A 25,702-nucleotide genomic window follows, 5' to 3' on the forward strand; every position below is an offset into this window, starting at 1 on the left:
AAATATTCCTAAGCACTTGATATTAGTTATAAATACACTGTTTATTAGTGATCATAATGACCTAGAATGTTAAAATAGTGCTGTATTTCTGGTCGAAATGGTGATTAAAAATGCTAAGAAATAGCAGTACGATTCATCAACCGAATCTGTTTGGAACAGATTTACTGATGCAGCTTGATCCCGGTGATCCATTGCTGAAGCTTGCATCAGCGATACCGTGGCAAGGATTTGAGGAATCATTTTCGGTTCATTACACAGCAGCGATAGGAGCACCGAGTAAGCCGATCCGTTTGATGGTTGGGTTATTGATTCTAAAACAGTTAGAGAATTTGAGTGACGAATCGATAGTACTGCAGTGGAAGCGTAATCCTTATTACCAGGCTTTTTGCGGCATGAAAGAGTTCCAGCAGAAGTTGCCTTGTCATAGCACGGAGCTGGTACATTTTCGTAAGCGCATAGGCGCGGAAGGCGTAGAGCGGATTTTCCGGATGAGCGTTGGTTTGCATGGGGAATCGGCGCTGGAAGACGTCATTCATATTGACACGACCGTGCATGAGAAGAACATCACGTACCCAACGGATAGCAAACTGGCGATCAAGATTATCAATCGCCTCAACAAGATTGCCAAATCCCATGGTATTTTACAGCGGCGTACTTTTGTCAAAGAAGTGAAGTCACTGCGCCTGGATATCCGGCACTACCGGCATGTGAAGAAAAGAGCGAAAGCGAAACGAGCGTTGAAGCGACTCAGAACCATTGCAGGTATTCTGATGCGGGAGCTCAGGAGAGAACTGCCGCAATACTGTTTGTTTGAATGCTACCAAAAGGATTTTCTACGGTATGAGGGAGTATTACGGCAGCAACAAAACGATAAAAACAAGATCTACTCATTGCACGAACCGCAAGTGTACTGTGTCGCCAAGGGAAAAGACCACAAACAATATGAATACGGCAGCAAGGCATCGATAGCCAGTACCGCAAAAGGCAATCTGATTGTCGGGGTTGTCAGTCACGAACAGAATCTGCATGACAGCCATACATTACCGGAGATATTGCGACATGTTGAGATTTCGCGAGGGAAAGCTGCCAGGCAGGCCGTATGCGATCGCGGCTACCGCGGCAAACGTGAAGTCAATGGAACCCAGATCATTTTGCCCGGAAAGGCGCTCAAGAAGGATACCCGGTACCAGAAAGACAAGAAGCGAAAACAGTGCAGGAGGCGCGCCGCGATTGAACCCATTATCGGTCACCTGAAGTCGGATTATCGAATGGCAAGGAACTATCTGAAAGGCGCTGTCGGTGATCGCATCAACCTGCTGATGGCTGCTTGCGCCTGGAATCTGAAACAATGGTTGCTGGCCATTTTTTGGCTCTTTTTCCCGTGGCGAGAACGGATTCCTTGATGGAAATTTAAACTACAAGGGTATGCATTTTGATAGGTAGCCGTTTCCTCGGGCGGCTTTTCCAGAACAACAACTGTTGTCTGATACTTTTTCAGGGGCGACTAGATAAGATCCAGATACGTCGGAATAGTGCTGCCTAAGAAATTGTTAATTTGGGTGGTCAAGTCTTTTTCCAGACAATCGAATTCAAATAGCGTATCGGTAATTTTCATGTTTCTTAACCAGGTTAATTGACGTTTCGCTAACTGGCGAGTGGCAGCGATTCCCATATCGAATAATGCCTTGTCATCAATAATGTTATCCAAATAAAGACACGCCTGGCGATAACCGACGCAGCGCATTGAGGGGGATTCGAGATTCAGATCCGGATATCGTTGTCGAATCAATCGAACTTCGTCAATTAATCCACGATCCAGCATTGCTTCGAATCGCTTTGCGATTCGTTGATGTAATTCGACGCGATTACTTGGAATCAGCGCGATGTGGATGGTTCTGAACGGAAACTCTGCTTGCCGGGGTGATCGAAGAATTTTTGACATGGGTTGCTGGGTCAGATAGCAAACTTCAAGCGCGCGTTGGATCCGCTGGCTATCGGTTGGTTTGATTCGTGCGGCAGTTTCTTCATCCATTTCAAAAAGCTTTTGATGCATGGCAGGCCAGCCAATTTCTTTGGCCATCGCTTCCAAATCCTGACGAAGTTTTTTGTCAGCTGATGGAAGCACTGAGAGACCTTCTTGCAAAGCGCGAAAATAAAGCATGGTTCCACCAACCAGTAACGGGATCTTATTGCGCTGGCAGATTTCATCCATAATTTTTAAAGCATCTTGCCTAAATTGCGCCGCTGAATAACTTTCGTCCGGATTAATCAGGTTGATGAGATGATGCGGGGTTTGGGCTAACGTTTTCGGCCCGGGCTTTGCCGTGCCGATATCCATTGAGCGATATACCTGCGCGGAATCCACGCTAATAATTTCCACCGGGAAATTATTGGCAATATCCAATGCGATCTGACTTTTTCCGCTTGCAGTAGGGCCTGACAAAATAATCGCGGGCGGTAGGTTTTCTGAGAATCGCATCGTCGATATTAAAAAGGAATGGATTGGGAGTTATGTTGTCTAAATAGCAGTCGATGGATTGCTAGATATTGTATAAATTGTATAGTGAAATAGTCTTTGGACAATCAGTGAAACTCGGCTAAACTTCAAATTGAATTAACTTTTGTGGGAATTACCATTGAAAATCTTTGCCATTACTCTTTTTGTTTTCATAATTTATAATCTCGGCTCGGCACTGTATTACATGTTTAAGGATCAGGGGCAGTCTACCCGTATGGTGCGGTCGCTTAGTATCCGCATCGGTTTGTCGCTTTTTCTGTTTATCGTAATGATGATATCGACTCGGCTGGATATGTTGGAGGAGTGATAAGCACTGCTTTAAATAAATTCCAGTATATATATTACGCATCTGAATGGGGTTGCAGAAGTTAGATAAAGATGTAGTAATCATCGGAGCTGGCGCCGCCGGAATGATGTGTGCGATCGAAGCTGGCAAACGCGGGCGTCAAGTTTTATTGGTGGATCATGCGCACAAGGTCGGTGAAAAAATTCGTATTTCAGGCGGTGGGCATTGTAACTTCACTAATCGTTATGTTAAGCCGGAAAACTATCTTTCCAGCAATCCGGATTTTTGCCGCTCAGCGCTGGCTCGTTATTCGTCACAGGATTTTATTTCTCTGATTGAGAAGCATGGGATCCGCTATCATGAAAAAAAATTAGGGCAGTTGTTTTGTGATGGTAGTTCGAAACAAATTATCGATTTGTTACAGAGCGAATGCCATTCTGTTGGTATTGACTGGGAAATTCCATCGAAAGTACTTAAGATAGAATATTTTCCTGCGGCTAATCGATCGGATCGTGCCGATCGGAAATTCTATATAACAACCGAAAAAAACTGCATTGATTCTGATTCTCTTGTCGTAGCGACAGGCGGTTTATCCATACCCCAAATTGGCGCAAGTTCATTTGGTTACAAAATTGCTGAGCAATTTGGAATTCCAGTCAAGCCGTTGCGACCCGCTCTCGTGGGATTAACATTTGCAGATAAGGATTTTATAGAATTTAAAAACATGTCTGGCATGAGTATTGATGCCGAAGTTAGTTGTAATCGTGCGTCGTTTCGCGAAAATATCTTATTTACGCATCGTGGTTTGAGCGGTCCGGCAATTCTGCAGATATCTTCCTATTGGCAACCGGGTCAGATGCTCCACGTGAATTTGTTACCCGATCAGAACTTACGTCAATTAATCTTTGACAATCGCAAGCGTACTGTAATTTTATCCAATTTATTAGCGTGTTATCTACCTAAGCGGTTTTTGAAAATTTGGTGTTCAAAGTTATTCCCTGATATGCAAATTTTTTCTCGCCCACTCAACCAATTTTGTGATGGCGATTTACAGCATATCATCGAGAAGCTTCAGAAATGGTCGATTGCTCCAACAGGAACAGTTGGTTATAAAAAGGCGGAAGTCACTGCTGGTGGTGTTGACACCAATGAATTGTCATCAAAAACAATGGAATGCAAGCATGTTCCTGGATTGTACTTTATTGGGGAAGTTGTAGATGTAACGGGGCATTTGGGAGGATATAATTTCCAGTGGGCTTGGTCATCCGGATATGCGGCGGGTCAGTTTGTTTGATTTACCTTCCGGGCTGCAAGATTCAGTAAGTGCTGTTACCGATTGTTTCGCGATTTGTCGGATTTATGATTTTAAGTAATATATTGGCATCCGGGCATGATGTTATTATTTGCTTCACTTTTTAACAGATGGTTCGGTTAAAACTCAATCTTTAATTTCAGAAAAGGAAAATGACTGATAATAAAACTGCGATAGCTTCTAAAAACGAAAAACCAGCTGTTTCCGCTATTTTCAATTTGGTGATCATCGTGGCGACCTTAATATTCCCTATAATCGGGATAGCCATGGGTTTTACTTATTACAGAAAATCCGGTTCCGATGAGAAAAAAGCTGGAAAAATCTGGTTGATTTTAGGCATCATTATGATGATAGTTAACATTTTATTGATTAGCTTAATCACTCCAGCAAAGAATATTTGATGACTGTTTTGTTTCAGAGAAGCGCTGTTAATTCGCTGAGCAAAATGATACGCAATGGGGATAGAAGCGCAAGAAACTAGATATATCAATGTGATAGGAGAACTTCTGAGCACAGCCCAAAGTAGCAAATCAATTTCACAGGTGATTGCTACTCCCTAGGTTCTCTGGATCTCATTCATTTTTGAAACATTGTATGCAACGATCAGAATCTTTATAGAGTCAGTTTAGCATTGTGATCAAAGGGAAAAAGGGGGAAACGATGGAGGAATCCTTGCTGTTGAGGGGGTAATTTTATGACAAATGACTTGACTTTGGACCCCAAGGTCGACTAGCCTGAGAGGTGTAGTTAAATTAGAAGGGAAAAGGAGTTTAATTTAGCTGCCGAAATTTTAAGCAGTACTAATTAATTAGTATTAGAAGCAGTAGAAGAAAAGAGAAGTAGTTTTGATTAACAGATAGGAGGTAGAAAGATGGCAACAACGTATGGCACAACGAGTAGCGCGTCGAGCGCGAGCTATGACATGTCGCTGTGGTACGACTCGAAGTACTACAAACTGGGCATGGGCACCATGCTACTGGTAGCGATATTTTGGATCTGGTTTCAAAGGACATTTGCGTATTCCCACGGAATGGACTCGATGGAACCGGAATTTGACAAAGTGTGGATGGGACTGTGGCGCGTACACATGACCCTGATGCCATTGTTTGCATTGGTCACCTGGGGTTGGATTTTAAAAACCCGTGACACCAAAGAACAATTAGACAACCTGGATACCAAGTTAGAGATCAAACGCTATTTCTACTGGATGATGTGGCTGGGTGTATACCTGTTTGGTGTTTACTGGGGCGGCAGCTTCTTCACCGAACAAGATGCAAGCTGGCACCAAGTGATTATTCGTGACACGAGCTTTACGCCAAGTCACGTAGTGGTGTTTTATGGCTCATTCCCGATGTACATCGTATGTGGCGTAGCTTCATACCTGTACGCGATGACCCGTCTGCCACTGTACAGCCGCGGCACATCATTCCCGCTGGTAATGGCAATTGCTGGCCCATTGATGATTCTGCCGAACGTAGGATTGAACGAATGGGGTCATGCATTCTGGTTCATGGAAGAGCTGTTTAGCGCGCCATTGCACTGGGGCTTTGTGATTCTGGGTTGGGCAGGTTTATTCTCAGGTGGTATCGCAGCACAAATTATCACCCGTTACTCTAACCTGACAGACGTAACCTGGAACGGCGCCAGCCGCGAAATTCTGAACAACAGAATTGTTCCTTAATTTCTGAATGAAGACTGCCACACCTGTAGTAGAGGTGTGGCAGTGGAAATGGCTGTAAAGAGAATTGATGGAAACGAGCTAAGGCAGGCGATAAAAAGGGAAGTAAAAGGAATCGTCGAGTTTTCATATTTAATATCACACGAAATGAAGAAGGGAGGGTCTAGTGAGTAGAACAGACGAAATTTTAGCAGCGGCAAAGATGCCGCCGGAAGCGATCCGGATGTCCAGATATATCGACGCGGTATATTTTCCGATTCTGTGCATCTTGTTGGTAGGTACATTCCACATGCACTTTATGTTGTTGGCAGGTGACTGGGATTTCTGGCTTGACTGGAAAGACCGTCAATGGTGGCCGGTAGTAACACCGATCGTAGGTGTAATGTATTGTGCAGCACTGCAATATTACCTGTGGGTAAACTATCGTTTATCGTACGGAGCGACACTGTGTATCGTATGCCTGTTAGTAGGCGAATGGCTGACCCGTTACTGGGGATTCTACTGGTGGTCACACTACCCGTTGAATTTTGTACTGCCATCAACGATGATACCAGGCGCATTGATGCTGGACACCGTTCTGTTGTTGACGGGTAACTGGCTGATCACAGCTCTGTTAGGCGGTGGATTCTGGGGATTATTCTTCTATCCTGGCAACTGGCCGATTTTTGGACCAACCCACTTACCGCTGGTAGTAGAAGGCGTACTGTTATCAGTAGCTGACTACACAGGCTTCTTATATGTACGTACCGGTACACCGGAATATGTACGCCTGATTGAACAAGGCTCACTGCGTACCTTTGGTGGTCACACCACGGTAATCGCGGCATTCTTCGCAGCGTTTGTATCGATGTTGATGTACTGCGTATGGTGGTACTTTGGCAAGATCTACTGCACCGCATTCTTCTATGTTAAAGGAGAAAGAGGACGCATCTCTATGAAGAACGACGTAACCGCATTTGGTGAAAAAGGCTTTGCACAGGGGATTAGATAATGAATATAAGAAGCATATTTAAGCTGGGCGTATTAGGCCTGTATGGAGCGGCGATTGGAGCGGCCTCACTGGCACTGACGCTGACGGTAGATGTCAAGACAGCGGCAGCGCACGGTGAACGTTCACAAGAACCGTTTCTCCGTATGCGTACGATTCAATGGTACGACCTGAAATGGCAACCGAAAGTCACCAAAGTGAACGACATTGCGACGATCACTGGTAAATTTCACCTGGCGGAAGATTGGCCACGTGCGGTAGGTAAACCGGAACGCGCATTTTTCAACATTGGTAGCCCGAGCCCGGTGTTTGTACGTTTAAGCACCAAACTGAACGGCGAACCGACGTTCATTTCTGGACCGCTGCAAATTGGTCGTGACTATGAATTCGAAGTCAGACTGAAAGCAAGGATTCCAGGACGTCATCACATGCACGCAATGGTGAACGTCAAAGAAGCAGGCCCGATTGCTGGCCCTGCATCTTGGATGAACATTTCAGGCAACTGGGATGACTTCACCAATCCGGTGACCACCCTGACAGGTAAAACCATTGATCTGGAAACATTCAACTTCAGCAATGGCGTATTCTGGCACTTGGTATGGTTAGGTCTGGGCTGTTTCTGGATTGGCTACTATGTAGCACGTCCGATGTTCCTGCCACGTAGCCGTGTATTGTTAGCGTACGGTGACGAACTGCTGCTGGATCCAATGGACCGTAAAGTAGGCATGGCAGTAGCGATTCTGACCTGTGCACTGGTATGGGGTGGCTATCGTTATACCGAAAGCGTACATCCATACACAGTACCGATCCAAGCGGGTGAATCGAAAGTAGAACCGATGCCGATTGCACCGAATCCGGTTGCGATCAAGGTAACGCATGCTAACTACGACGTACCTGGACGTGCACTGCGTGTGACGATGGAAATCACCAACAACGGTGACTCGACAGTTAACATTGGCGAGTTCACGACAGCGGGTGTTCGTTTTGTAAACGACTTGGGACGTAAATACCTGGATCCTGACTATCCACGCGAACTGGTAGCAACAGGTTTGACGATGGAAGATGAAAGAGGTATTGAACCAGGAGAAACCCGTGAAGTTAAGATGGAAGCCAAAGACGCGTTGTGGGAAGTACAACGTTTGATGGCGCTGTTGGGTGACCCTGAAAGCCGTTTTGGCGGGTTGTTAATGACATGGGATGACGAAGGCAATCGTTATATTAACAGTATTGCTGGCGCGGTAATTCCAGTCTTTACCAAGCTATAAGCTAGGGCGAGTCAAAACACCGGTACACCACTGTCGCAAGACAGCCGGTGTACCGGTTTTATTTTGTATTGCAACCGTTATTGGGGCAAGTAATTGTCAGAAGGAAGCTAACTAACTTCCAATATTAGTAAATTTGTTAACAGATTTTGTATTCTTAATTTTTCTTTACTAATTCAACTGGATAAATAAAAAAATCGAGCAGTGAGTAGTTTTTTCGAGAATTAAAATCTGAATCCTCAATGTGTAACTGTTTATCATCAGTGTTAGATGAGGAATATTTTGTAATGCTGATCGAGTCTTAAATTATTGATTTTAATTGTTCAAATACAATTGATCTTTCAATTTACAAAAAATCACAATAATGCACGAAGATACAAAAATGCATGGCTTGAAAAATAAGGGCCTAAGGAAGGGGGCTGTTTCTACTTCGGCGGCTGTAACCATTGGTTTGGCTGCCACTGCGCCAGCCTATTCGCTAACAGGAGCGCTAGGGCATGGTGCATCTGAAACGGGTTATCAATTACCGATCGTTTTTATTTTGTCAGTAATTCCCATGTTCTTTGTCGCGTTATCTTATAAACATCTTACTTCATCAGCACCAGATTCAGGAACGGTGTTTACATGGGGTTCCAAGGCAATTGGGCCACGTTTTGGTTGGTTTGGCGGTTGGTCGCTACTACTTGCAAGTATTTTAGCAGGAGTCGCTGCAACTCAAATAATAGTCAATTCTACGGCAATTATTCTGGATCTGGCTGAGCCATCGCTATGGCTACATATTGGTATTGCGATGGTATTTATCTTAAGTACCACTTACTTGACCGCGCTTGGTGCAGAAGAATCCGCGCGTACAACAATGATATTGACTATCACGCAATACGGCGGACTTATTGCACTGGCAGCAGTTCTTTTTTTTCAGATTTTTCAAGGTAATTCAGCCACTACTGCAGAGCCGCTATCTTTAGATTGGTTTAATCCGTTTGCGATCACTTCATTTAATGCTTTTTTAAATGGATTTTTGGTCGCGTTGTTCATTTTTTGGGGGTTTGATGCTTCACTCGCAATGTCTGAGGAAACTAAAGGCAGCCCGGAGCAAGCCAGTCGAAGCGGTATTATTGCAATGGCGATTACTGTAGTAACGTATGTAATTTTTTCTATTGCTGCATTAGCTTATGCTGGAGTCGATAGTGACGATGCTGCCAGCCTCACTTTTAAAGATAATATTGATTCAATATTAACGGTACTAGCCATGCAGATAATCGGCTCTCAAGGCGCTTTTATTGCAGCAGTTATTATTGCGCTATCGGCTTTCTCTGCAACGATATCGACGATAATGCCCGCGGCACGCGCGGCACTGGCAATGGCAACCTATAAAGCGATACCACAGCGGTTTTCTTCGGTAAGCGCAACTTCGAGAACACCAAAGTTAGCAACATGGACAATCGGCTTGATGACGCTTGTAATTTATGTAATTTTAACGGCGATCAGTGAATCGGTTGTTAAAGACACGATCCATAGTGTCAGCATTGCTGTCTGTTCTTATTACATCATTGCGGCGCTTTCATGCGTTATGTATTTTCATCGCACTGCATTCAACCGCTGGCATACGGCTATATCACAAATAATTTTCCCCGCGATTGCTGTCATCATTCTACTTATTGTTGGTGCGCTTCAAGCATGGAATATGATGGACCCGACTTATGGTTCGAGTGGATCCATTGCCGGTGTTGGGGCTGTATTTCTGATAGGAGTCGCGACGCTGCTGTGCGGCGTTCCCTTAATGATTTTATGGAATCTATTTGAGCCCCGATTTTTCCGGGGAGAAACCTTGCCGCTGGAAAGAGCGCATATGGTAAATGGTGATGAAAGTAATAATATTCAGCAGTGATTCGAATCCATAGTATTGCAACGAATAAACCAATACCAAATTATTAGATTGTTTTATCTTTCTCAAGTGGAAAAGCGGCGTCACGCCATGCCTTGATCCCGCCTTTCATCGATACTACATTTTGATAACCCATTTGCTGTAGAGCATCAGCCGCTAACACAGAGCGATAACCACCACCACAATACAAAACAATCGATGCGGATTTGTCGGGCACAATGGATTCAATATCTCGCTCAAGCACCCCTTTTCCAAGATGGCGTGCGCCCGCTGCATGATCAATCCAAAATTCATGGTCTTCACGAACATCAATGAAATAAAATTTCTCACCCTGAACGATACGAGTTTGCACATCGTCCACTGTGCACTCTTTAATCCGTTCCTTGACTTGTTCTACTAATTTTAAGAATCCGGGATTGTGTTGCATATATTATCTTGAAAATACAGGGATACTTGGTTCTGTTGAGAGAATTGGAATCTTAGATTTATTGACTAAGAATTCTAGCATGTATTGTTTTACGTTATTTTGATATTTCTAAATTGTGTCCATATCATTGTTTTACATTGATTATTTATGAAATGTCTTTCAAAATCCGTTCCATTGATTTACGCCTGCTGTCTACATAAAAGGAGGTTGAAGCAAGGAACGGTATCTACAAGGACATGGTCAGCAAGCGCCATAACAAAATCGGATCGGAGAAAGGGGAGGCTATACCGATCCGGCTATGCGGTTTTTATATGCGCCCTGTTTAATTTTGCCATCGCAAAATTTGAGATTGGCAGCGGCGAATCAGGTTATTTGATAGAACCTCGCCACCCATTGCAAAAGGTGATTCAACCATCCGGTGTATCATTCACATTGCAGGATCTGCGCCAAACCTTCATCACGATAGCTGAGAGCCTCGACTTATCAGCTTATGCGCTCAAATGCTTAGTCAATCATAAAATGACCATCGGATTAATACAGGAGTCATTACAAATGCGATTTGATATTGTAAAGCAGGCAGTTTCACGAACTTTATGGTTTTATGAAGTAAAAACCGTTTCTCTGCTACAGAAACTACACGCAATATTCTTTCATCGGATGCGCCGCTTATCCCATCGAATCTCACTTGGCTTGCTGGTTTTGTGCGGATTTCTTCCTTCGTTGACGCAAGCTGAAATTTGGCACAGCACAAGAACCAGCGAAATGAAAGATGTCGCTGTCGCACCCAATGGACTGATTTGGCTGACTGGAAAAAACGGAGCCGTTTGGGTATCAGATAATATCTATGGCTCTTCTTTTACCCAGATCAAGGCCAGTGGTTTTAGCCGGCTTTCTGTTGGCCCGGATAGCACCGTGTGGGTGATTGAGTCTAACGGTTCGTTATGGAAGATTGTTGCTGGCAGTTGGATTGAAACAACCGCAAAAAGTGTGGAAGACGTCGCTATCGCTATAGACGGTAATGTCTGGCTGGTAGAAAAAAGTGGCGCCGTATCGTTCAGTCGCGACCAAGGGCAGAATTTCACGCAAATTGCGGGCACTGGCTATAGCCGGATCTCTACCGGGACAGATGGCACGATCTGGGCGGTTGGAACTGATGGTCGATTGTGGAAATTTGCTGCTGAACGCTGGATTCAAACAACAGCGAGTAAAATCGGAGACGTCGCGATCGCACCTGATGGCCTGATTTGGCTTGCCGGTAAAAATGGAACAGTTTGGAGTTCATCGGATGATGGCGTTACTTTCAGTCAAGACGAACATGCAAGCGGTATTGAGAATATCGCCGCCGGAAGATCGGGCGCTTGGTCGGTTGGTTTCAATGGCACACTCTGGCGTAAGCTTTTTTCTCCCCAATACTAGTGGCATATAAGCAACGCGCGTATCCAGTCTGGTTAGCGTGTGACCAGAAAAAACCGCTTCAGCATCGGCAAAATCCAGGTCGAGTTTTTTTCAGATTGGCGTTGCGTTTCGCTTTACGCATTGCCGAGCCGCAACATGACGGCACCCCGCACTGGCACTTATTGCTATTCATGCCGCTCGGGGAGCTATGATTATTTCTGGTGTATGACAAGGGAGAAGGAAGCGGTGTAACCTGTTGTAGAGGATCTCGGCAGATCAATCAACAAAACGAGGAAAACACCGCATGACAGATAGTAATGTTTTTAATCTGAATAAACCAGAACAAAATGATCCGTTACAGGAAGTGCTGCGAGAAGGCGCGCGTAAGATGCTGGCCACCGCTATTGAAGCGGAAGTGGCTGTTTTTCTCAAGCAACATGGCGGTTTAAAAACTGACGAAGGAAAATCGGTAGTAGTCAGAAATGGTTATCTACCGGAGCGCTCGATTCAAACCGGTCTTGGTGATATTGGGATCAAAGTGCCGAAAGTACGCGATCGCAGCGGTTCCGGCATCAAATTTAACAGCAATCTGATTCCTCCCTACTTGAAACGAACGCGCAGTATTGAGGAATTTTTGCCCTGGTTGTATCTGAGAGGTGTTTCAACAGGAGATTTCACAGAGACGTTAAAGCACCTGCTGGGAGCAGATGCGCCCGGATTGTCGTCTGCAACGATTGGCCGTTTAAAGCAGAACTGGGAACAGGATTATCAAAACTGGATTCGCCGTGATCTGACTGGCAAACGGTATGTTTACGTCTGGGCTGATGGTATCTACAGTACGGTGAGAATGGATGACCGGTTATGTTTTCTGGTGATTATCGGCTCTGATGAAACGGGACGTGAAGAATTGCTGGCGTTGTCTGACGGTTATCGTGAGTCTGAAGCAAGCTGGACTGAAGTATTGATGGACTTGAAACAACGTGGCCTCAAAGACGCTCCCAGATTGGCTGTCGGTGACGGCGCATTGGGATTCTGGAAAGCTGTAGCTCAATGCTGGCCGGATACCGGTCAACAGCGCTGCTGGGTGCATAAAACCGTAAATGTAATGGAAAAGCTGCCCAAAGCCATGCAACCCAAGGTCAAGGAAGCATTGCATAACATCTGGCAGGCGGAAACACGGGAAAAGGCTTATAAAGCGTTTGATCACTGTGTTGAACGGTTCAGTCCGAAATATCCAAAAGCGATGGAATGCCTGGCAAAGGATAAAGATTCCATGCTGGCCTTCTATGATTATCCTGCAGAAAACTGGCAGCACATTAGAACAACCAATCCAGTCGAATCAGTTTTTGCAACTGTCCGACTGAGAACAGCCAGAACCAAAAACTGTGGAAGTCGGACAACAACCTTGACGATGGCGTTTAAACTGATGGAAACGGCGCAGAAGAAATGGTTCCGGCTGAGAGGTTATAAATTGTTAGCGGACGTTGTGCAGGGCATCAAGTTCGTTAACGGCGTTAAACAAAAAGGAGATCAAAAACAGCAAGCCGCTTGATTCTCCATACACCAGATTTGACTATAGCTCCCGCTCGGGCAAACTGATGGTGGCAATTCATTCAATTAATGGGTGGCGTCACAACCAACCGCAAAGACAATCCGATCAAATTGATGAAAATCGATTTGAAAGAACGGGGAAAGCATAGTGATCCGATATGCAAGAAAATCTGCGGCGTTGAAACCGGCACAATCCAACTTCCTACATGATTGCATCAATGGCAAATTCAAAAAATTACAGTCGATAAGAATCAACTGAGCGGCGAAGCGCAAAGTGCCCGAGTAGGAGCGGTAGCGACCACGAGGCCGCATTTGCGGCGCAGCCGCCTTGGAGTTCCGTTAATAACTGTACGAAATGCATTAATTCTGATACAGAATATGTTACTAGCATTATGAAACAAGTTATGTGCTAGCGGGTTACTTAAATCATAGATCTATACATGATTCATTCTCGAAATAGGAATTTCCTGTTACTCTGGGTTTTTAAATTGTTTTTCTCGGTATTATGAAAAAGGAATTCATTAAATTAAGTGGTCGCATAATTGGTGCAATTGGTACGCTTATTTCTTGCGGATCTATTATAGATTTCGACAGCAGAAGTTTTATTATAAATTTTTTACTAATTTTGATCATACTAATTGTAGTTTCTTATTTGATATTTGACATTAAACATGAATATCTTGACCGAAAGCGCTATGAATCCAACGATCCTAAAATTGCTGTTTTTTTATGTGAGCAATTAAAGAGGGCTGGAAGGGTGGCTATATTCTCAAGAGATATTAGCTGGGTTACTCCCGGTAGCGAAGCTGAGAAACTTCTTTTACAAAAAGCTAAATCAAATGAGTTAGTTCTGTTTGTTCAGACAACAACATCTATTGCACAAAAATTAGCCAATGAAGGTGCCGAAGTTAGAACCTACCAGAAATTCTCAGGTTATAAACCAAAATCTCGCTTCACTGTATTGGATTATGAGAAAACTGGAAGCAGGGTTCTTATAGGCTATTCCTCGAATGGCGAACATTTGATTGATGAATTTAATGATTCTAATAAAGCCATTGTCGATCTGGTTGAAACATTTGTTCAGCTCGCTGAACACGCATCTCAGCCTGTAAAAACAAACTTTTCCCTGAGAAATTTATTGTCATGATTTTAAGTCTTTCTGCTGTATCAGTAAGAATTTTTCACAATGTTTCTTAAATGAAAATTTTTCCGAAGAAAGTATTTGTAATAAGTAATCGTGATCTATCTCATCAGTGGGATGCAATTGCTCAAGCTCGTAATGAACAGTTGCGTTCTGGGAAAGACCTGAGTTTTCAATTTGTTTTAATGCCTACAATATTACAACTGATAGAAATCGCTAATAAGGATCTTGTATTGGATGCGGGTTGTGGATCTGGCGTCTTAACAGAAAAAATCGCAAAATTATCCAAACAGGTAGTTGGAATAGATATGAGCCGCGTAAATATTAGAATCGCAAATACAAGTATACACAAACCAGATAATATTAAATATTCATACGGAACAATTGAAGCCTATGCTAAGAAAATAGCTCGGCCAACATTCTCTTTATTGGTTGCAAATATGCTTTTACAAGATGTAAAAAACCTTAAGCAATGTATAAATGCTTTCTCAAAAATTATTCTCCCCGGTGGACATTTAGTCTTCTCTATTGCTCACCCGTGGTTCTGGCCTACTTATTGGGGTTACGATGGATATGATTGGTTTAAGTATAACGAAGAGATTGCGGTAGAAGCACCTTTTCGAGTCTCATCTGATAAAGAGATAGTTGGAGTAACTACTCATTTTCATCGACCAATTAATCTCTATTTACAGGAGTTGCGTAGTTCTGGATTTGAAATTGATCATTTAACTGAACCTATGCCTCAGAAAGAGATTGAATTGAGATACCCCGCACTTTGGGAATTTCCTCGCTTCCTGGCCATAAGATGTATTCGCAAATAATACTATGCAGAATTTTCTATTCCATCAGACAGTTCTTCAAGTACAGAACTTACTAATAGTAATTCAATTTATTGTCTACATAGCGTCTACATTAGAATCTGGAAAATACCAGATTAGATATAACTTATTGTTTTTATGGTACCGATACCAAGAATCGAACTCGGGATCTTCTGATTGAAAATTTGATTTGCTTTACAGTCAGATTTTCTAAAACAAATTTTTATTTGCCTCTTATCCCTGTTTCACTGTCCACATGGATCAGATATTTTTTCGAAATTTACTTCAACTTATTGATTGATTGGTGCTGTTGAGAGGAGTCGAACCTCCGACCTACTGATTACGAATCAGTTGCTCTACCAACTGAGCTACAACAGCTTCGGGAAAAACGAAGCTGGCTATTATAGATGGTTGAGGAATTGCGGGCAAATTGTTAAGAGCGGCTGCTTCAGTTTGTGCGATGTAAACTAAATCAGTTTTGGATCGTTACGCAGTTTTTATTGAATGATCAGATTCATTGTGTTTGTTGCAATTTTCGCTTAAGTTCGGCGATTTTCATCAAAAAACTGTACATTTTCGCTGCAACAGTCCATAATTCGCTTATGGATTCGAAGAAAATTAAAGTGAAGAATATCTTGATTATCCATGGCCCCAATCTGAATCTTTTAGGGGTTCGGGAGCCGGAAATATATGGTGGAACAACCTTACAAGATATTAACAGAAAATTAAGTAATTTAGCCGAAAATACCGGCTTTAAGCTGGATTTCTTTCAGAATAATGCCGAATCGGCTTTGATTGAACGGATTCAACAAACAATGCAAGACGGGACTGATTTCATCATAATCAATCCGGCTGCATACACACATACCAGTGTTGCGTTACGTGATGCGATTGCAGCGGTGCGTCTACCTTTTATCGAAGTGCATTTATCGAATATCTATTCTCGCGAAAGCTTCCGGCATCATTCTTATTTTTCGGATTTGGCGATCGGAGTCATCAGTGGTTTGGGTGCTAAGGGATATGAATTGGCGTTGGAATATGCCATGACATCCTACTGACTTATTTTATAAACTTTTTCTTTACGCAATGTCATGATGTTGCGTTTTCTCACTACGAATTATTTATTGATAAAACGACCTTGGAGCGGGGTACTACCTCGGGAGATTGAAAATGGATTTAAGAAAGCTAAAGAAGCTCATAGAATTGGTTGAGGAATCAAGCATTGCCGAACTGGAAATTACCGAAGGTGAGGAAAAAGTAAGGATTAGCAAACCCGGCTCAGGCGCGCCGAACTATGCCATTATGCCGCAAGCCATGCCAGCCATGATGCAAGCCTCGCCGCAATCCATGACACATGCAACACCTGGAAATACCGATGCTGCGGATGGCCCTGCTTCTACCGCAAAAGCCGTGTTAGATGGTCATGTCGTTAAATCCCCAATGGTGGGAACCTTCTACCGGGCAGCTTCGCCGGGTGCGAATCCATTCGTCGAAGTTGGACAAAGCGTCAAAGAGGGGGATACGCTGTGCATTATCGAAGCAATGAAATTGCTGAATGAGATCGAAGCGGATAAAAGCGGAGTGATCAAAGCGATCTTACTTGAAAACGGCCAGCCAGTTGAGTACGGCGAACCGTTGTTTGTTATCGAATAATTATCTGAAAGAGATCAGATAACCATGTTTGAAAAGATTCTTATAGCGAACCGGGGTGAAATTGCTTTGCGCATTCAGCGCGCGTGCCGTGCAATGGGCATTAAAACAGTTGCTGTGCACTCCGAAGCGGATGCGGAAGCCAAATATGTGATGTTGGCCGATGAGTCGGTGTGCATTGGTCCCGCACCTGTCGGACAGAGTTATCTCAATATTCCGGCGATCATTAGTGCGGCTGAGGTGACTGACGCAGAAGCGATTCATCCTGGATACGGTTTTTTATCCGAAAATGCAGATTTTGCCGAACGTGTAGAAAAAAGCGGTTTCGTTTTTATTGGTCCGCGACCGGAAACGATCCGCTTGATGGGTGATAAAGTCAGCGCCAAGAATGCCATGAAGAATGCCGGTGTACCCTGTGTTCCGGGGTCTGAGGGTGCATTGCCGGACAATATTGATGAGGTAAAAAAGATTGTCAAGGAAATCGGCTACCCGGTCATTCTAAAAGCAGCCGGCGGCGGCGGTGGTCGCGGCATGCGCGTGGTACATACCGAAGCGGCTTTATCGAATGCTTTGATCATGACACGAAATGAAGCGCAAGCGGCGTTTGGCAATCCGACGGTTTATGCTGAGAAGTATCTGGAAAATCCGAGGCATATTGAATTCCAGCTATTGATTGACGAACAAGGAAATGCAGTTCACTTAGGCGAGCGCGATTGCTCGATGCAACGCCGCCATCAAAAAATTCTGGAAGAAGCGCCTGCTCCCGGCATTCCGGAGAAATTGCGTAATAAAATCGGCGAACGTTGCGCGGATGCCTGTCGCCGTATCAAATATCGAGGGGTAGGTACGTTCGAGTTCCTCTTCGAAAATAATGAATTTTATTTCATAGAAATGAATACCCGCCTGCAAGTTGAACATCCGGTTACAGAAGCAATCACCGGTATCGACCTGGTGCAAGCCCAAATCAATGTGGCGGCTGGTTTAGCATTACCAGTCAGCCAGAGAGATATTGTGTTCAAGGGACACGCGATCGAATGCCGCATTAATGCGGAAGATGCTTACAAACTGACGCCTTCTGCCGGTCGAATTACGCAATATCATGCGCCTGGTGGCCCCGGGGTACGGGTTGATTCCCATGTGTACCATAATTATATGGTGCCGCCTTACTACGATTCGATGATCGGAAAAATCATTGCTTATGGCGATACCCGTGAACAAGCAATCGCACGCATGCGGATCGCATTGTCGGAAATGGTCGTGGCCGGTATTAAAACCAACATTCCTTTGCATCGGGATTTACTCAACGATGCTACATTTTTGCGCGGCGGCTTTTCGATTCATTATTTGGAACAAAAACTGGCGTTGCATAATAAATCCGATTAAGACGCGCTTTTTCATCGATACTCGCTACGACGCATGTCCTGGATTACGCTGATTATCAGAACGGATGATGAACATGCCGAAGCGCTGAGCGATGCGCTGCTGGAACAAGGCGCGTTGTCAGTTGATATTCATGATGCCGCTGCGGATACGCAAGATGAACAAATGCTCTTCGGCGAGCCGGGCGAACCGAGCGGTGAAATCTGGAAAAATGCCGAAGTCTCGGCATTGTTCGAGCAATCAGCGGATATTGCGGAAGTTTTACGTAATGTCTCGGCTATCATGCCATCCGGCGAAGATCTCGAGTATCACCTGGAACGAATTGAAGAACAAGATTGGGTGCGTCTGACGCAATCACAATTTGATCCGATTCGAATTTCTCAGCGGCTATGGATTGTTCCGACTTGGCATGCCTCTCCAGATCCCGAGGCAATCAATCTGATTCTCGATCCCGGCTTGGCTTTCGGTACCGGCAGCCATCCAACTACGCAATTATGTCTTGGCTGGTTGGATCAGAATCTGAATACCGGCGATACGCTGATTGATTATGGTTGTGGTTCTGGAATACTGGCGATTGCCGCGCTGAAGCTGGGAGCGTCGCATGTGACCGGTATCGATATCGATCCGCAAGCCATTAAAGCCAGTCTGAATAACGCATTGAGAAATCAATGCGATCCCGCAAGATTTCGCTTTATGACCGCGCAACAAGCGATAGGATCGGAGGCATTGCCGGATCATCCCGTTGATGTAATGGTCGCGAATATCCTGACAAACCCATTGAAGCTGCTGGCGCCGATCCTTGCGAGCGCAACTCGCTCGGGAGGAGACATCGTATTATCAGGAATACTTCAAGAACAAGCTGAAGAAGTCAAACAGGTTTATCGGCAATGGTTTGATATGCATATAGTGTCAGTGAAAGAAGGCTGGGTGCTGTTATCCGGCAGCAAAAAATGAAATAATGACTTTGTTTTAATGTCGAATTCATGCGTTGCAATAACCGGTCATTAAAAAACAAACGATTCAAAATGGCGAGTCTTACATGGCATTGGTAACTTGCTGTCCAAGTTGCAGCACTACATTTCGCGTCAATGCTGCGCAACTGCAAGCACATGGCGGCGACGTGCGCTGCGGACAATGCCAACGGGTATTTAACGGTTTCGCTACATTGATTACCGCTCACGAATCAACTATTGAATATCCGCTGACTGTCCGGCCCCAATCGGATGTTTCCATTGATTCCGCAACTGAAGCCGGTGAAGTTAACTCGCGTTCAAGTATCACTATCAATCCAGTATCCGCTTCTGCAAGAGATCCGGATGTTTCTGAATCGTCCGATCGATTGTTCGACGACGAAGAGCTGGTCAAGCATTCATCGCCGCTGTGGGGGATTGCAAACGTCATACTGCTGTTGTTGCTATCAGTGCAAATGGTGCAGCATTATCGGACGGAATTAACCATCCTTGCACCCAATTCCAGACCCTATTTGGAACAATTCTGTCAATTGCTTGGCTGTACCGTCGCTTATCCGCAAGATATTCAGAAAATCGGCATCGAGTCTTCTGATTTGCAAAAGAATCCCGTAAGCCAGCCCGAAGTAACGACCATGCGAGCGACAATCCATAACTTCGCACCGTTCCCGCAAGCTTTTCCAGCATTACATCTGGTGTTGCTCGACGCGCAGCAACGTGTCATAACCAGTCGTATCTTCACAGCGAATGACTATTTGCAAGAGGAAGATAAGCAGCGATTATTTATTGCAGCGCAACAGGAAATTGAGATACGGCTGGATTTTGATAGCTCGGAACTGAATGCGCTGGGTTATCGCTTGCTGTTGTTTTATCCCTGAAAACACCTTTGAACTCCTGCGACCGGCTCTAAAATCAGCTTTCTTTGCATTATAAGCGCGCCAGCAAGAGTTGATGTATTTCCTGATCATCAAGCACAATCGGGTTGGTCTTCATGCTGTTACCACGGCAGTTGGCAATGACTTTGTTAAGACTGTCCGCTTGCAAGCCATAATGCGAAAGCCTCGGCAAATTCAGTTCGTCAGTCCATTGTGTAAGTTTATCGGTCAGCGCACTAAAAGCGGCAGCGGGATCAATGAAACGTTTCTCACATAGAATCTCGGCCACATGCAAATATTTTGCCAGTGCTTGATGATTGGGTTCTCGTGTGAGCATTGCTTCAATGTTCACTCGGGTCGCGGCTGCAACTAAAGTGCCGCAAACAACGCCGTGTGGAATCGGATAAAAAGCCCCGAGCGGGGAAGCTAAGCCGTGCACCGAACCAAGACCGGCTTGCGCTAGGGTAATACCCGAGAGTAGTGCGGCATAGGCCATTTTCTCGCGATGTTGAGCCAGCTCGCCTTGTTGACGATACAGCGGCATTAATGCGTCGCGCGCGGCCTGCAAGCCATTGATCGCAAGCGCATCGGTAAAGGCATTAGATCGGGTGGAGACATACGATTCCAGCAGTTGCGTCACTGCATCCATGCCGTTGGCGGCAATTACGCTGGGAGGGCAACTGGCCAGCAAATCGGGATCGACGATGGCGTATTCAGCAACCAGCTTGTCGTGACGGAACGATTTTTTGAAGCCATTCTCGCCTTGTACGCTGAGTACCGCGTTTTTTGTCGCTTCACTGCCGGTGCCGGCCGTTGTGGGTACGGCGATAAACGGCACGGCAGGGCCTTGGTAGGGCAATTCGGGGCCGACACCTTCCAGATAATCCATCACAGAACGCTGAATTTTCAATAACCCCGCCACGGCTTTTGCGGCATCCAGCGCACTACCGCCGCCGATACCGGCAACAGCGTCAAAAGAGTCACCCGCAAATGACTTAACCAATTCGTCGATTAATTCGGGGGACGGCTCCTCTGAAATTGTGCAATGTTGCCAGGTAACCGAGCGTTGTTTCAATTCACTGAGTAAATCATGCCAGCCGTCGGTATTGATGAAAGAACGCGCGCCGGTTACCAGCAAAACGCGCGAGCCATAATTGGACAGGATCTCCGATAATTTCCGGATGGTTCCGCTGCCGAATTCAATGCGAGGCAAGCGAGCGACGGAGAAATTAAACATCAGCTGGCTATCTCCGGGAATAAGGCTTGGTATGGCACGCCTTGGCGCGGTTCGGCCATCCAATCCGCGACGGTATCCCGCCAGGTAAGGTAATGCGCGGTTTCCTTATGGGCTGCAGCATCTTGTTGGGTTTTGTAGGCTTCGTAAAAAACAAATTTGGTTGGATCGGTGGCGGATTGCAAGATATCGAAGCGAAGGTTACCCGGTTCGCGAATGGAATTTTCGTGATTGACACGGCAAGCTTGCTTGAAAGCTTCCACTTTGTCCGGTTTTACGGATGCGTAGACAATTGTTACATACATAGTCGATTCCTTTCCTGAATGATAGCCGGTCAGTATTGTACTACTATCTAAATTGTGATTTTTAAGCACGGAATTGGATTACCCGAACAAGTTTTTTATACGGTGGTATTCACGGGTCTATTATGTATTTTGAAGTTTGACCGTTTAAGTAAAATTACTATTGTTTGCGTACGTTCGTCTTGCCAATTTTCAAGCATTTCCATGACAAATAAAGATGCCGGTACACCTTCTCTGCTAAACCGCTTAGTCTCCTTAACGACGATTCGCGACATTGAATTGTTCGAGCTTAGCCTGTTAAAAACGCTGGCTGAACTCCTGAAGGTCAATCAAATATCGATGTATAAACTGAATCCGGATAACAAGACGTGCTGGTTATCGACTTATTCAGCCGAGATGATTGAAGATGGCAACAAACGCCAGCTTTCCGAATCCCAGGAAATTTATACTTCAGAAATCGTTATTCCGGATGAGATCCGATCAGCGCAATTGTGGGTAGAAACAACAAAGAAACCTTATATTCATTTGCAATCGGAAAAATTTTTGGTGATTTACCCGGTACTGGCAGCCAGTAAAATCGAAAGTATGCTCACTTTCGAGCTACCGCATATGCTCACTGAAGGCGAAATGCTGATCATTACCAGTCTGTTGAGCATCACGCATAACTTTCGCAGTTTATTGGATGAGAGCCAGAAAGATAAACTCACCGGTCTATTGAATCGCCAAACATTCGAAGCGAACATCAACAAGATTAGTTCCTTGATCTTGAATTCCGAGCTTGGCCGATATCGAGATACCAGCAAGCGGAACCGGAGGAGACCGAAAACCGGAACGGATAAATTTTGCTTGGCCATTATCGATATTGATAATTTCAAATCGATTAACGATAAGTTCGGCCATGTCATGGGAGACGAAGTTTTGTTGCTGCTTTCCTATGTGATGAAGCAGAATTTCAGGTCTAAGGATTTATTGTTTCGTTTTGGCGGAGAAGAATTTGTGGTGATTTTTCATGCGCCTAGCCAAGCCGATGCTTATCACATATTAGAGCGCTTTCGAACCCAAATTGAAACTTACCGTTTCCCGCAAATCAATACGATTACCGTGAGTATTGGAGCAACCCTGATCAGCGGAATGTGTCATTTAGCCTCCGAGATTCTGGGGCGAGCCGATCAAGCGCTTTACTATGCTAAGCATAATGGCAAAAACCAGCTTCATTTTCATGAAATCCTGCTTGAAAGCGGCTGCATCGAAGATAACAAGGAAAGCGGTTCCATCGATTTCTTTTAACCTTGGATGTGATCCTTCAGTGATCGATCACCACCGGAAAAAAGGTCCATAAAACCCTCCGCGATAGAGTGGGTAATAACCCGGATAGTAAGGATAGGGCCCGTAATACGGGCTGTAGTAATTATAATTGGTCAATTTCGGCCACAAGTAAACGGCTGTAGCAGTTAGCAATGGAACGCGGATGATTCTCTTGCCGACCGTCAACTCGGTATCACCGGTGATTACACCGGCAATCGTAATCTCTTTGTCTTTGGCATATACCGCAGGATCGAGAAACTCGGAGCTCTTTACGACAAAGCGGCCTTCGCCGGCTCTATGCAACTGCGGACGGCCTGTATAATCGAGCGGATAGGATACGATTTGCAGTAAGCTGTCATGCTCCTCATTATCGACATCGAGAATCACACCGCCCCAACGTACCGGAACATCTTTAAAGCTATTCGCATCAAGACTTGCTTGTTGATAGGAAACCTCGGTTGCCGGTGCATTGGCGATGGAAGGCGGCAAACCGGCGCAGGCGCTGAGCAATAAGAGGGGAAATAAATAGTAGACTTTCATGATGCCTCCCGAGAGTAATCCATAATGCTTAAATGGTGGCACAATTTACTATTTCAACTGAGCATGCCGGCATAATGTTTGTAAACTTTCATGCTTATAAGGCCGGATTCTTAAAATTAGCCGGTTATCAGTATGAACTGAATTTTTCGCGTCTGCACAGCATCCTTTGCCAAATGGCTGATCATGCTGTCATGCCGGAATGGTAGAATACAAACCAACTGTCAAATTCGTTATCATTGACAGGTCCATCAACAAATGATCGCGACGTTCACCATAGAGGGTAGCAATGATTCGCTGTCTCCATACTACTTTAGCGCTGTTAATCCTGCTGTTGCTTTGCGCCTGCGCCAGTAAAGCGCCGGATAAGAAAGCGCTTGCTGCGGCGAGCAATGCAGCGGCACCGACACCCTTCGAGCAACTGACTTTCAAAGCGGAAGGTAAAACCGTTTTTGAAGATCACGGTAAGTTCATTATGCTGGAGGGCAGCAAGTGCATGCAGCGCGATAACGGCATGGAGCCCGCGGTCATCACCCAATGGCTCGAAATGCCAGGTTACGTCGATAGCGGCACGGTCGTGCTCAATGGCTGGGATCTGCACTATTTGAAACAGGATCGCGAGGTTAATTCGCTACGCGCTGAGATTTCCCGCAGTAAGCTGGTGAAAAATACCGGATCGACCTTTCTGGTATTCGAAGCACTAGGCAAACTGGAAGATCAAAACCGCAACGATGCCTTTGAATTTTGCGTATTTTTTACCGCATTCGGATATCGCGCCGTCGAAATCGATGCGGTAATCGACGAAGATTACGCCGGAATGGAAGCGTCAGTGTTACAGGATAAAAAACAAGGCGCAGTCGCCACTCTGGAAAATAGCGGTCACAAAGGTACGGTGCGGCGATACGATGCGTTGGCCATCATTCCGCGCGGTTTCGATTTTCAATTTGCCGACAGTTTCGAATGCGAATGGCGCTGGTCGCCTTGTAAATGGAGCGATCGCGTCGATTATCCGTTGCTGCAAATGTCTTACAATCTATCGCAGACCAGTGCTACGCCGAATCAATCTGGCAGTCCGAATTGGGCCACACAAACGATTTTCAAGGACAACGATATCCGTACCCATCGCATCAAAACCCGTGCGGTTCTAATACACGGACGCAGCATTAAAGTCCGCGCCGATTTCCTGGCGCTCAATCCCCGCAGTGGCAAAGCCGACACTTGCCGGAAAAGTGTCGATGGTGTAGTCCGCACCCAGACCTTCCAAATCGACGAATTACCCTTTGATTATGCCATCCCGATGCTGACCGGTTGGGATCTTACCAATGAATGCGAGCAGCAAAGACTGCAGCGCGCCGGTATCTGGATTCACGATATCCGCTTCGACCCGCGTTCGCACCGGCTGGAGTACAAAGTATCGTCGATCCTGCGCGACCAGGACGGCGCGCCCAGTTTTAACAGCGCACATCGTGTCACCATACTGGGACTCAATCGCTTGTCGTCATCGGCGCAGCAGCGGCCGCCGCGGTTTCAGTTGAAGATCCGGGATTAGTTTTACGGAGAAGCACTCTAGCAGGCTGTTGAAAAACTATCTGCGTTGCTGTTACGGTGTTAAAAACAAGCTCAAAATACTCATTTATACCGCATAAACTGCGCTTTTTCGCCTGTTTTTGCCTTGTATGACTGCCTCGAAAACGTTTTTCAACGACCTGCTAGCGCGTTTTACCTTGCGAGTTGCTTCTCAATCACGCAATACTGAGACCGTGGAAACTCGACCGGATGCATCGAATTGTAATCCGAGCCGTTCGGAGTCAATACTGATGAAATTTCGCTCCGGACCGAGCCAATAGACGTATTCATAGTCGCGAAAGTAATCAGTTTCTGGCGGTTTGCCCAATAGAGTTTCAATTTCATGTCGTGTCATACCTTGCAGTGAGTACCTGCGGAGCAGATCGTCAATCATCTGAAGCCGTGTGGGATCATTACCGCCGGATTCCACGTTTTGACGCCATTTGGCAGCATCAAAAGGTTGTTGAACGAAGGATTGTTCAATCGAGGAAAAATTGAATGCAATGAACAGCAAGCCAATGATTGCGGCAAACACTGCGGGAAAAACGCGCCTGTAATGATTGCGAAACCATTGTTTAAGCTGCATCGCGGAGCGTCATAGGCTTAAAAGATAGATGAAACTGC

The 25,702-nt window shown here is 45.2% G+C and carries 25 protein-coding genes, 1 tRNA gene and 1 pseudogene; 20 read left to right on the forward strand and 7 right to left on the reverse strand.

Translation table 11 applies throughout. From position 1 onward, the window contains the following. Positions 1-110 precede the first annotated feature (110 nt). A pseudogene (locus ACV7NC_RS00925) lies at positions 111-1,512 on the forward strand (IS5 family transposase). Here ACV7NC_RS00925 and miaA read toward each other — a convergent pair. Next, on the reverse strand, positions 1,505-2,479 hold the full coding sequence (gene miaA / locus ACV7NC_RS00930; RefSeq protein WP_458153552.1) for a tRNA (adenosine(37)-N6)-dimethylallyltransferase MiaA: 975 nt from the start codon (positions 2,477-2,479) through the stop codon (positions 1,505-1,507). The pseudogene ACV7NC_RS00925 and the gene miaA sit on opposite strands and share 8 nt — an antisense overlap. A 157-nt stretch (positions 2,480-2,636) precedes the next feature. On the opposite strand from miaA, the gene ACV7NC_RS00935 reads away from it, so the two are divergent. The 7 genes from ACV7NC_RS00935 (at position 2,637) to ACV7NC_RS00965 (ending at position 9,932) form a co-directional block, all read left to right on the forward strand. Continuing rightward, positions 2,637-2,825 (forward strand): twin transmembrane helix small protein, encoded by a 189-nt coding sequence (locus tag ACV7NC_RS00935; RefSeq protein ID WP_458153553.1) that lies wholly within the window; start codon positions 2,637-2,639, stop codon positions 2,823-2,825. 46 nt (positions 2,826-2,871) lie between these two features. Next, the gene (locus tag ACV7NC_RS00940; RefSeq protein WP_458153554.1) at positions 2,872-4,098 is read left to right on the forward strand and encodes an NAD(P)/FAD-dependent oxidoreductase; all 1,227 of its coding nucleotides are present in this window, start codon (positions 2,872-2,874) and stop codon (positions 4,096-4,098) included. Between the two features lie 170 nt (positions 4,099-4,268). After that, positions 4,269-4,517, forward strand: a complete 249-nt coding sequence (locus ACV7NC_RS00945) for a hypothetical protein (protein WP_458153555.1) — start codon at positions 4,269-4,271, stop codon at positions 4,515-4,517. A gap of 470 nt (positions 4,518-4,987) precedes the next feature. Then, positions 4,988-5,797 (forward strand): methane monooxygenase/ammonia monooxygenase subunit C, encoded by an 810-nt coding sequence (locus ACV7NC_RS00950; protein WP_458152066.1) that lies wholly within the window; start codon positions 4,988-4,990, stop codon positions 5,795-5,797. A 163-nt stretch (positions 5,798-5,960) separates the two neighbouring features. Further along, positions 5,961-6,785 (forward strand): methane monooxygenase/ammonia monooxygenase subunit A, encoded by an 825-nt coding sequence (locus ACV7NC_RS00955; protein WP_458152065.1) that lies wholly within the window; start codon positions 5,961-5,963, stop codon positions 6,783-6,785. Next, on the forward strand, positions 6,785-8,047 hold the full coding sequence (locus tag ACV7NC_RS00960) for a methane monooxygenase/ammonia monooxygenase subunit B (RefSeq protein ID WP_458152064.1): 1,263 nt from the start codon (positions 6,785-6,787) through the stop codon (positions 8,045-8,047). Before ACV7NC_RS00955 ends, ACV7NC_RS00960 begins: the two co-directional genes overlap by 1 nt. 361 nt (positions 8,048-8,408) lie before the next feature. Next, entirely contained in the window at positions 8,409-9,932 is a 1,524-nt protein-coding gene (locus ACV7NC_RS00965) for an APC family permease (protein WP_458153556.1), read from the forward strand. 43 nt (positions 9,933-9,975) lie between these two features. Here the strand turns inward: ACV7NC_RS00965 and ACV7NC_RS00970 are convergent, their stop codons facing one another. Then, on the reverse strand, positions 9,976-10,356 hold the full coding sequence (locus tag ACV7NC_RS00970) for a rhodanese-like domain-containing protein (RefSeq protein ID WP_458153557.1): 381 nt from the start codon (positions 10,354-10,356) through the stop codon (positions 9,976-9,978). Between the two features lie 552 nt (positions 10,357-10,908). On the opposite strand from ACV7NC_RS00970, the gene ACV7NC_RS00975 reads away from it, so the two are divergent. The 5 genes from ACV7NC_RS00975 (at position 10,909) to ACV7NC_RS00995 (ending at position 15,264) form a co-directional block, all read left to right on the forward strand. After that, a complete protein-coding gene (locus tag ACV7NC_RS00975; RefSeq protein WP_458153558.1) occupies positions 10,909-11,772 on the forward strand; it encodes a WD40/YVTN/BNR-like repeat-containing protein in 864 nt (287 codons plus the stop codon). Further along, positions 11,772-11,963 (forward strand): replication endonuclease, encoded by a 192-nt coding sequence (locus ACV7NC_RS00980; RefSeq protein WP_458153559.1) that lies wholly within the window; start codon positions 11,772-11,774, stop codon positions 11,961-11,963. The genes ACV7NC_RS00975 and ACV7NC_RS00980 overlap by 1 nt, the downstream gene beginning before the upstream one ends. 92 nt (positions 11,964-12,055) lie before the next feature. Next, positions 12,056-13,303, forward strand: coding sequence for an IS256 family transposase (locus ACV7NC_RS00985; RefSeq protein WP_458151994.1), 1,248 nt, complete (start codon positions 12,056-12,058; stop codon positions 13,301-13,303). A gap of 504 nt (positions 13,304-13,807) precedes the next feature. After that, positions 13,808-14,449, forward strand: coding sequence for a hypothetical protein (locus ACV7NC_RS00990; protein WP_458153560.1), 642 nt, complete (start codon positions 13,808-13,810; stop codon positions 14,447-14,449). Positions 14,450-14,499: 50 nt separating this feature from the next. Beyond that, complete coding sequence (locus tag ACV7NC_RS00995) at positions 14,500-15,264, forward strand: class I SAM-dependent methyltransferase (RefSeq protein ID WP_458153562.1); 765 nt, start codon at positions 14,500-14,502, stop codon at positions 15,262-15,264. A 299-nt stretch (positions 15,265-15,563) separates the two neighbouring features. On the opposite strand, the gene ACV7NC_RS01000 is transcribed toward ACV7NC_RS00995, so the two are convergent. Then, positions 15,564-15,639, reverse strand: a tRNA-Thr gene (locus tag ACV7NC_RS01000). A 224-nt stretch (positions 15,640-15,863) separates the two neighbouring features. Between ACV7NC_RS01000 and aroQ the strand changes: the two genes are divergently transcribed. From aroQ to ACV7NC_RS01025, 5 genes are all read left to right on the forward strand, one after another. Next, the gene (gene aroQ / locus ACV7NC_RS01005) at positions 15,864-16,319 is read left to right on the forward strand and encodes a type II 3-dehydroquinate dehydratase (RefSeq protein WP_458153563.1); all 456 of its coding nucleotides are present in this window, start codon (positions 15,864-15,866) and stop codon (positions 16,317-16,319) included. A 112-nt stretch (positions 16,320-16,431) separates the two neighbouring features. Further along, the gene (gene accB / locus ACV7NC_RS01010) at positions 16,432-16,914 is read left to right on the forward strand and encodes an acetyl-CoA carboxylase biotin carboxyl carrier protein (protein ID WP_458153564.1); all 483 of its coding nucleotides are present in this window, start codon (positions 16,432-16,434) and stop codon (positions 16,912-16,914) included. Between the two features lie 24 nt (positions 16,915-16,938). Continuing rightward, complete coding sequence (accC, locus tag ACV7NC_RS01015; RefSeq protein ID WP_458153565.1) at positions 16,939-18,294, forward strand: acetyl-CoA carboxylase biotin carboxylase subunit; 1,356 nt, start codon at positions 16,939-16,941, stop codon at positions 18,292-18,294. A gap of 33 nt (positions 18,295-18,327) precedes the next feature. Continuing rightward, positions 18,328-19,245, forward strand: coding sequence for a 50S ribosomal protein L11 methyltransferase (gene prmA / locus ACV7NC_RS01020; RefSeq protein WP_458153566.1), 918 nt, complete (start codon positions 18,328-18,330; stop codon positions 19,243-19,245). Between the two features lie 85 nt (positions 19,246-19,330). Then, positions 19,331-20,137: a zinc-ribbon and DUF3426 domain-containing protein gene (locus tag ACV7NC_RS01025; protein ID WP_458153567.1), complete on the forward strand. Its 807-nt coding sequence runs from the start codon at positions 19,331-19,333 to the stop codon at positions 20,135-20,137. Positions 20,138-20,186: 49 nt separating this feature from the next. On the opposite strand, the gene ACV7NC_RS01030 is transcribed toward ACV7NC_RS01025, so the two are convergent. Together ACV7NC_RS01030 and ACV7NC_RS01035 are read right to left on the reverse strand one after the other, a co-directional pair. Then, on the reverse strand, positions 20,187-21,371 hold the full coding sequence (locus ACV7NC_RS01030; protein WP_458153568.1) for an iron-containing alcohol dehydrogenase: 1,185 nt from the start codon (positions 21,369-21,371) through the stop codon (positions 20,187-20,189). After that, positions 21,371-21,673: an antibiotic biosynthesis monooxygenase gene (locus ACV7NC_RS01035; protein ID WP_458153569.1), complete on the reverse strand. Its 303-nt coding sequence runs from the start codon at positions 21,671-21,673 to the stop codon at positions 21,371-21,373. The genes ACV7NC_RS01030 and ACV7NC_RS01035 overlap by 1 nt, the downstream gene beginning before the upstream one ends. A 201-nt stretch (positions 21,674-21,874) precedes the next feature. On the opposite strand from ACV7NC_RS01035, the gene ACV7NC_RS01040 reads away from it, so the two are divergent. After that, positions 21,875-22,957 (forward strand): GGDEF domain-containing protein, encoded by a 1,083-nt coding sequence (locus ACV7NC_RS01040; protein WP_458153571.1) that lies wholly within the window; start codon positions 21,875-21,877, stop codon positions 22,955-22,957. A 27-nt stretch (positions 22,958-22,984) separates the two neighbouring features. On the opposite strand, the gene ACV7NC_RS01045 is transcribed toward ACV7NC_RS01040, so the two are convergent. Continuing rightward, a complete protein-coding gene (locus tag ACV7NC_RS01045) occupies positions 22,985-23,515 on the reverse strand; it encodes a Slp family lipoprotein (protein WP_458153572.1) in 531 nt (176 codons plus the stop codon). 286 nt (positions 23,516-23,801) lie between these two features. Here ACV7NC_RS01045 and ACV7NC_RS01050 point away from each other — a divergent pair, with 286 nt between their 5' ends. Further along, entirely contained in the window at positions 23,802-25,061 is a 1,260-nt protein-coding gene (locus ACV7NC_RS01050) for a hypothetical protein (protein WP_458153574.1), read from the forward strand. A 189-nt stretch (positions 25,062-25,250) separates the two neighbouring features. On the opposite strand, the gene bamE is transcribed toward ACV7NC_RS01050, so the two are convergent. Further along, positions 25,251-25,664 (reverse strand): outer membrane protein assembly factor BamE domain-containing protein, encoded by a 414-nt coding sequence (bamE, locus tag ACV7NC_RS01055; protein ID WP_458153575.1) that lies wholly within the window; start codon positions 25,662-25,664, stop codon positions 25,251-25,253. Positions 25,665-25,702: the final 38 nt, after the last annotated feature.

It is taken from the genome of Nitrosomonas limosa, from assembly GCF_054188085.1.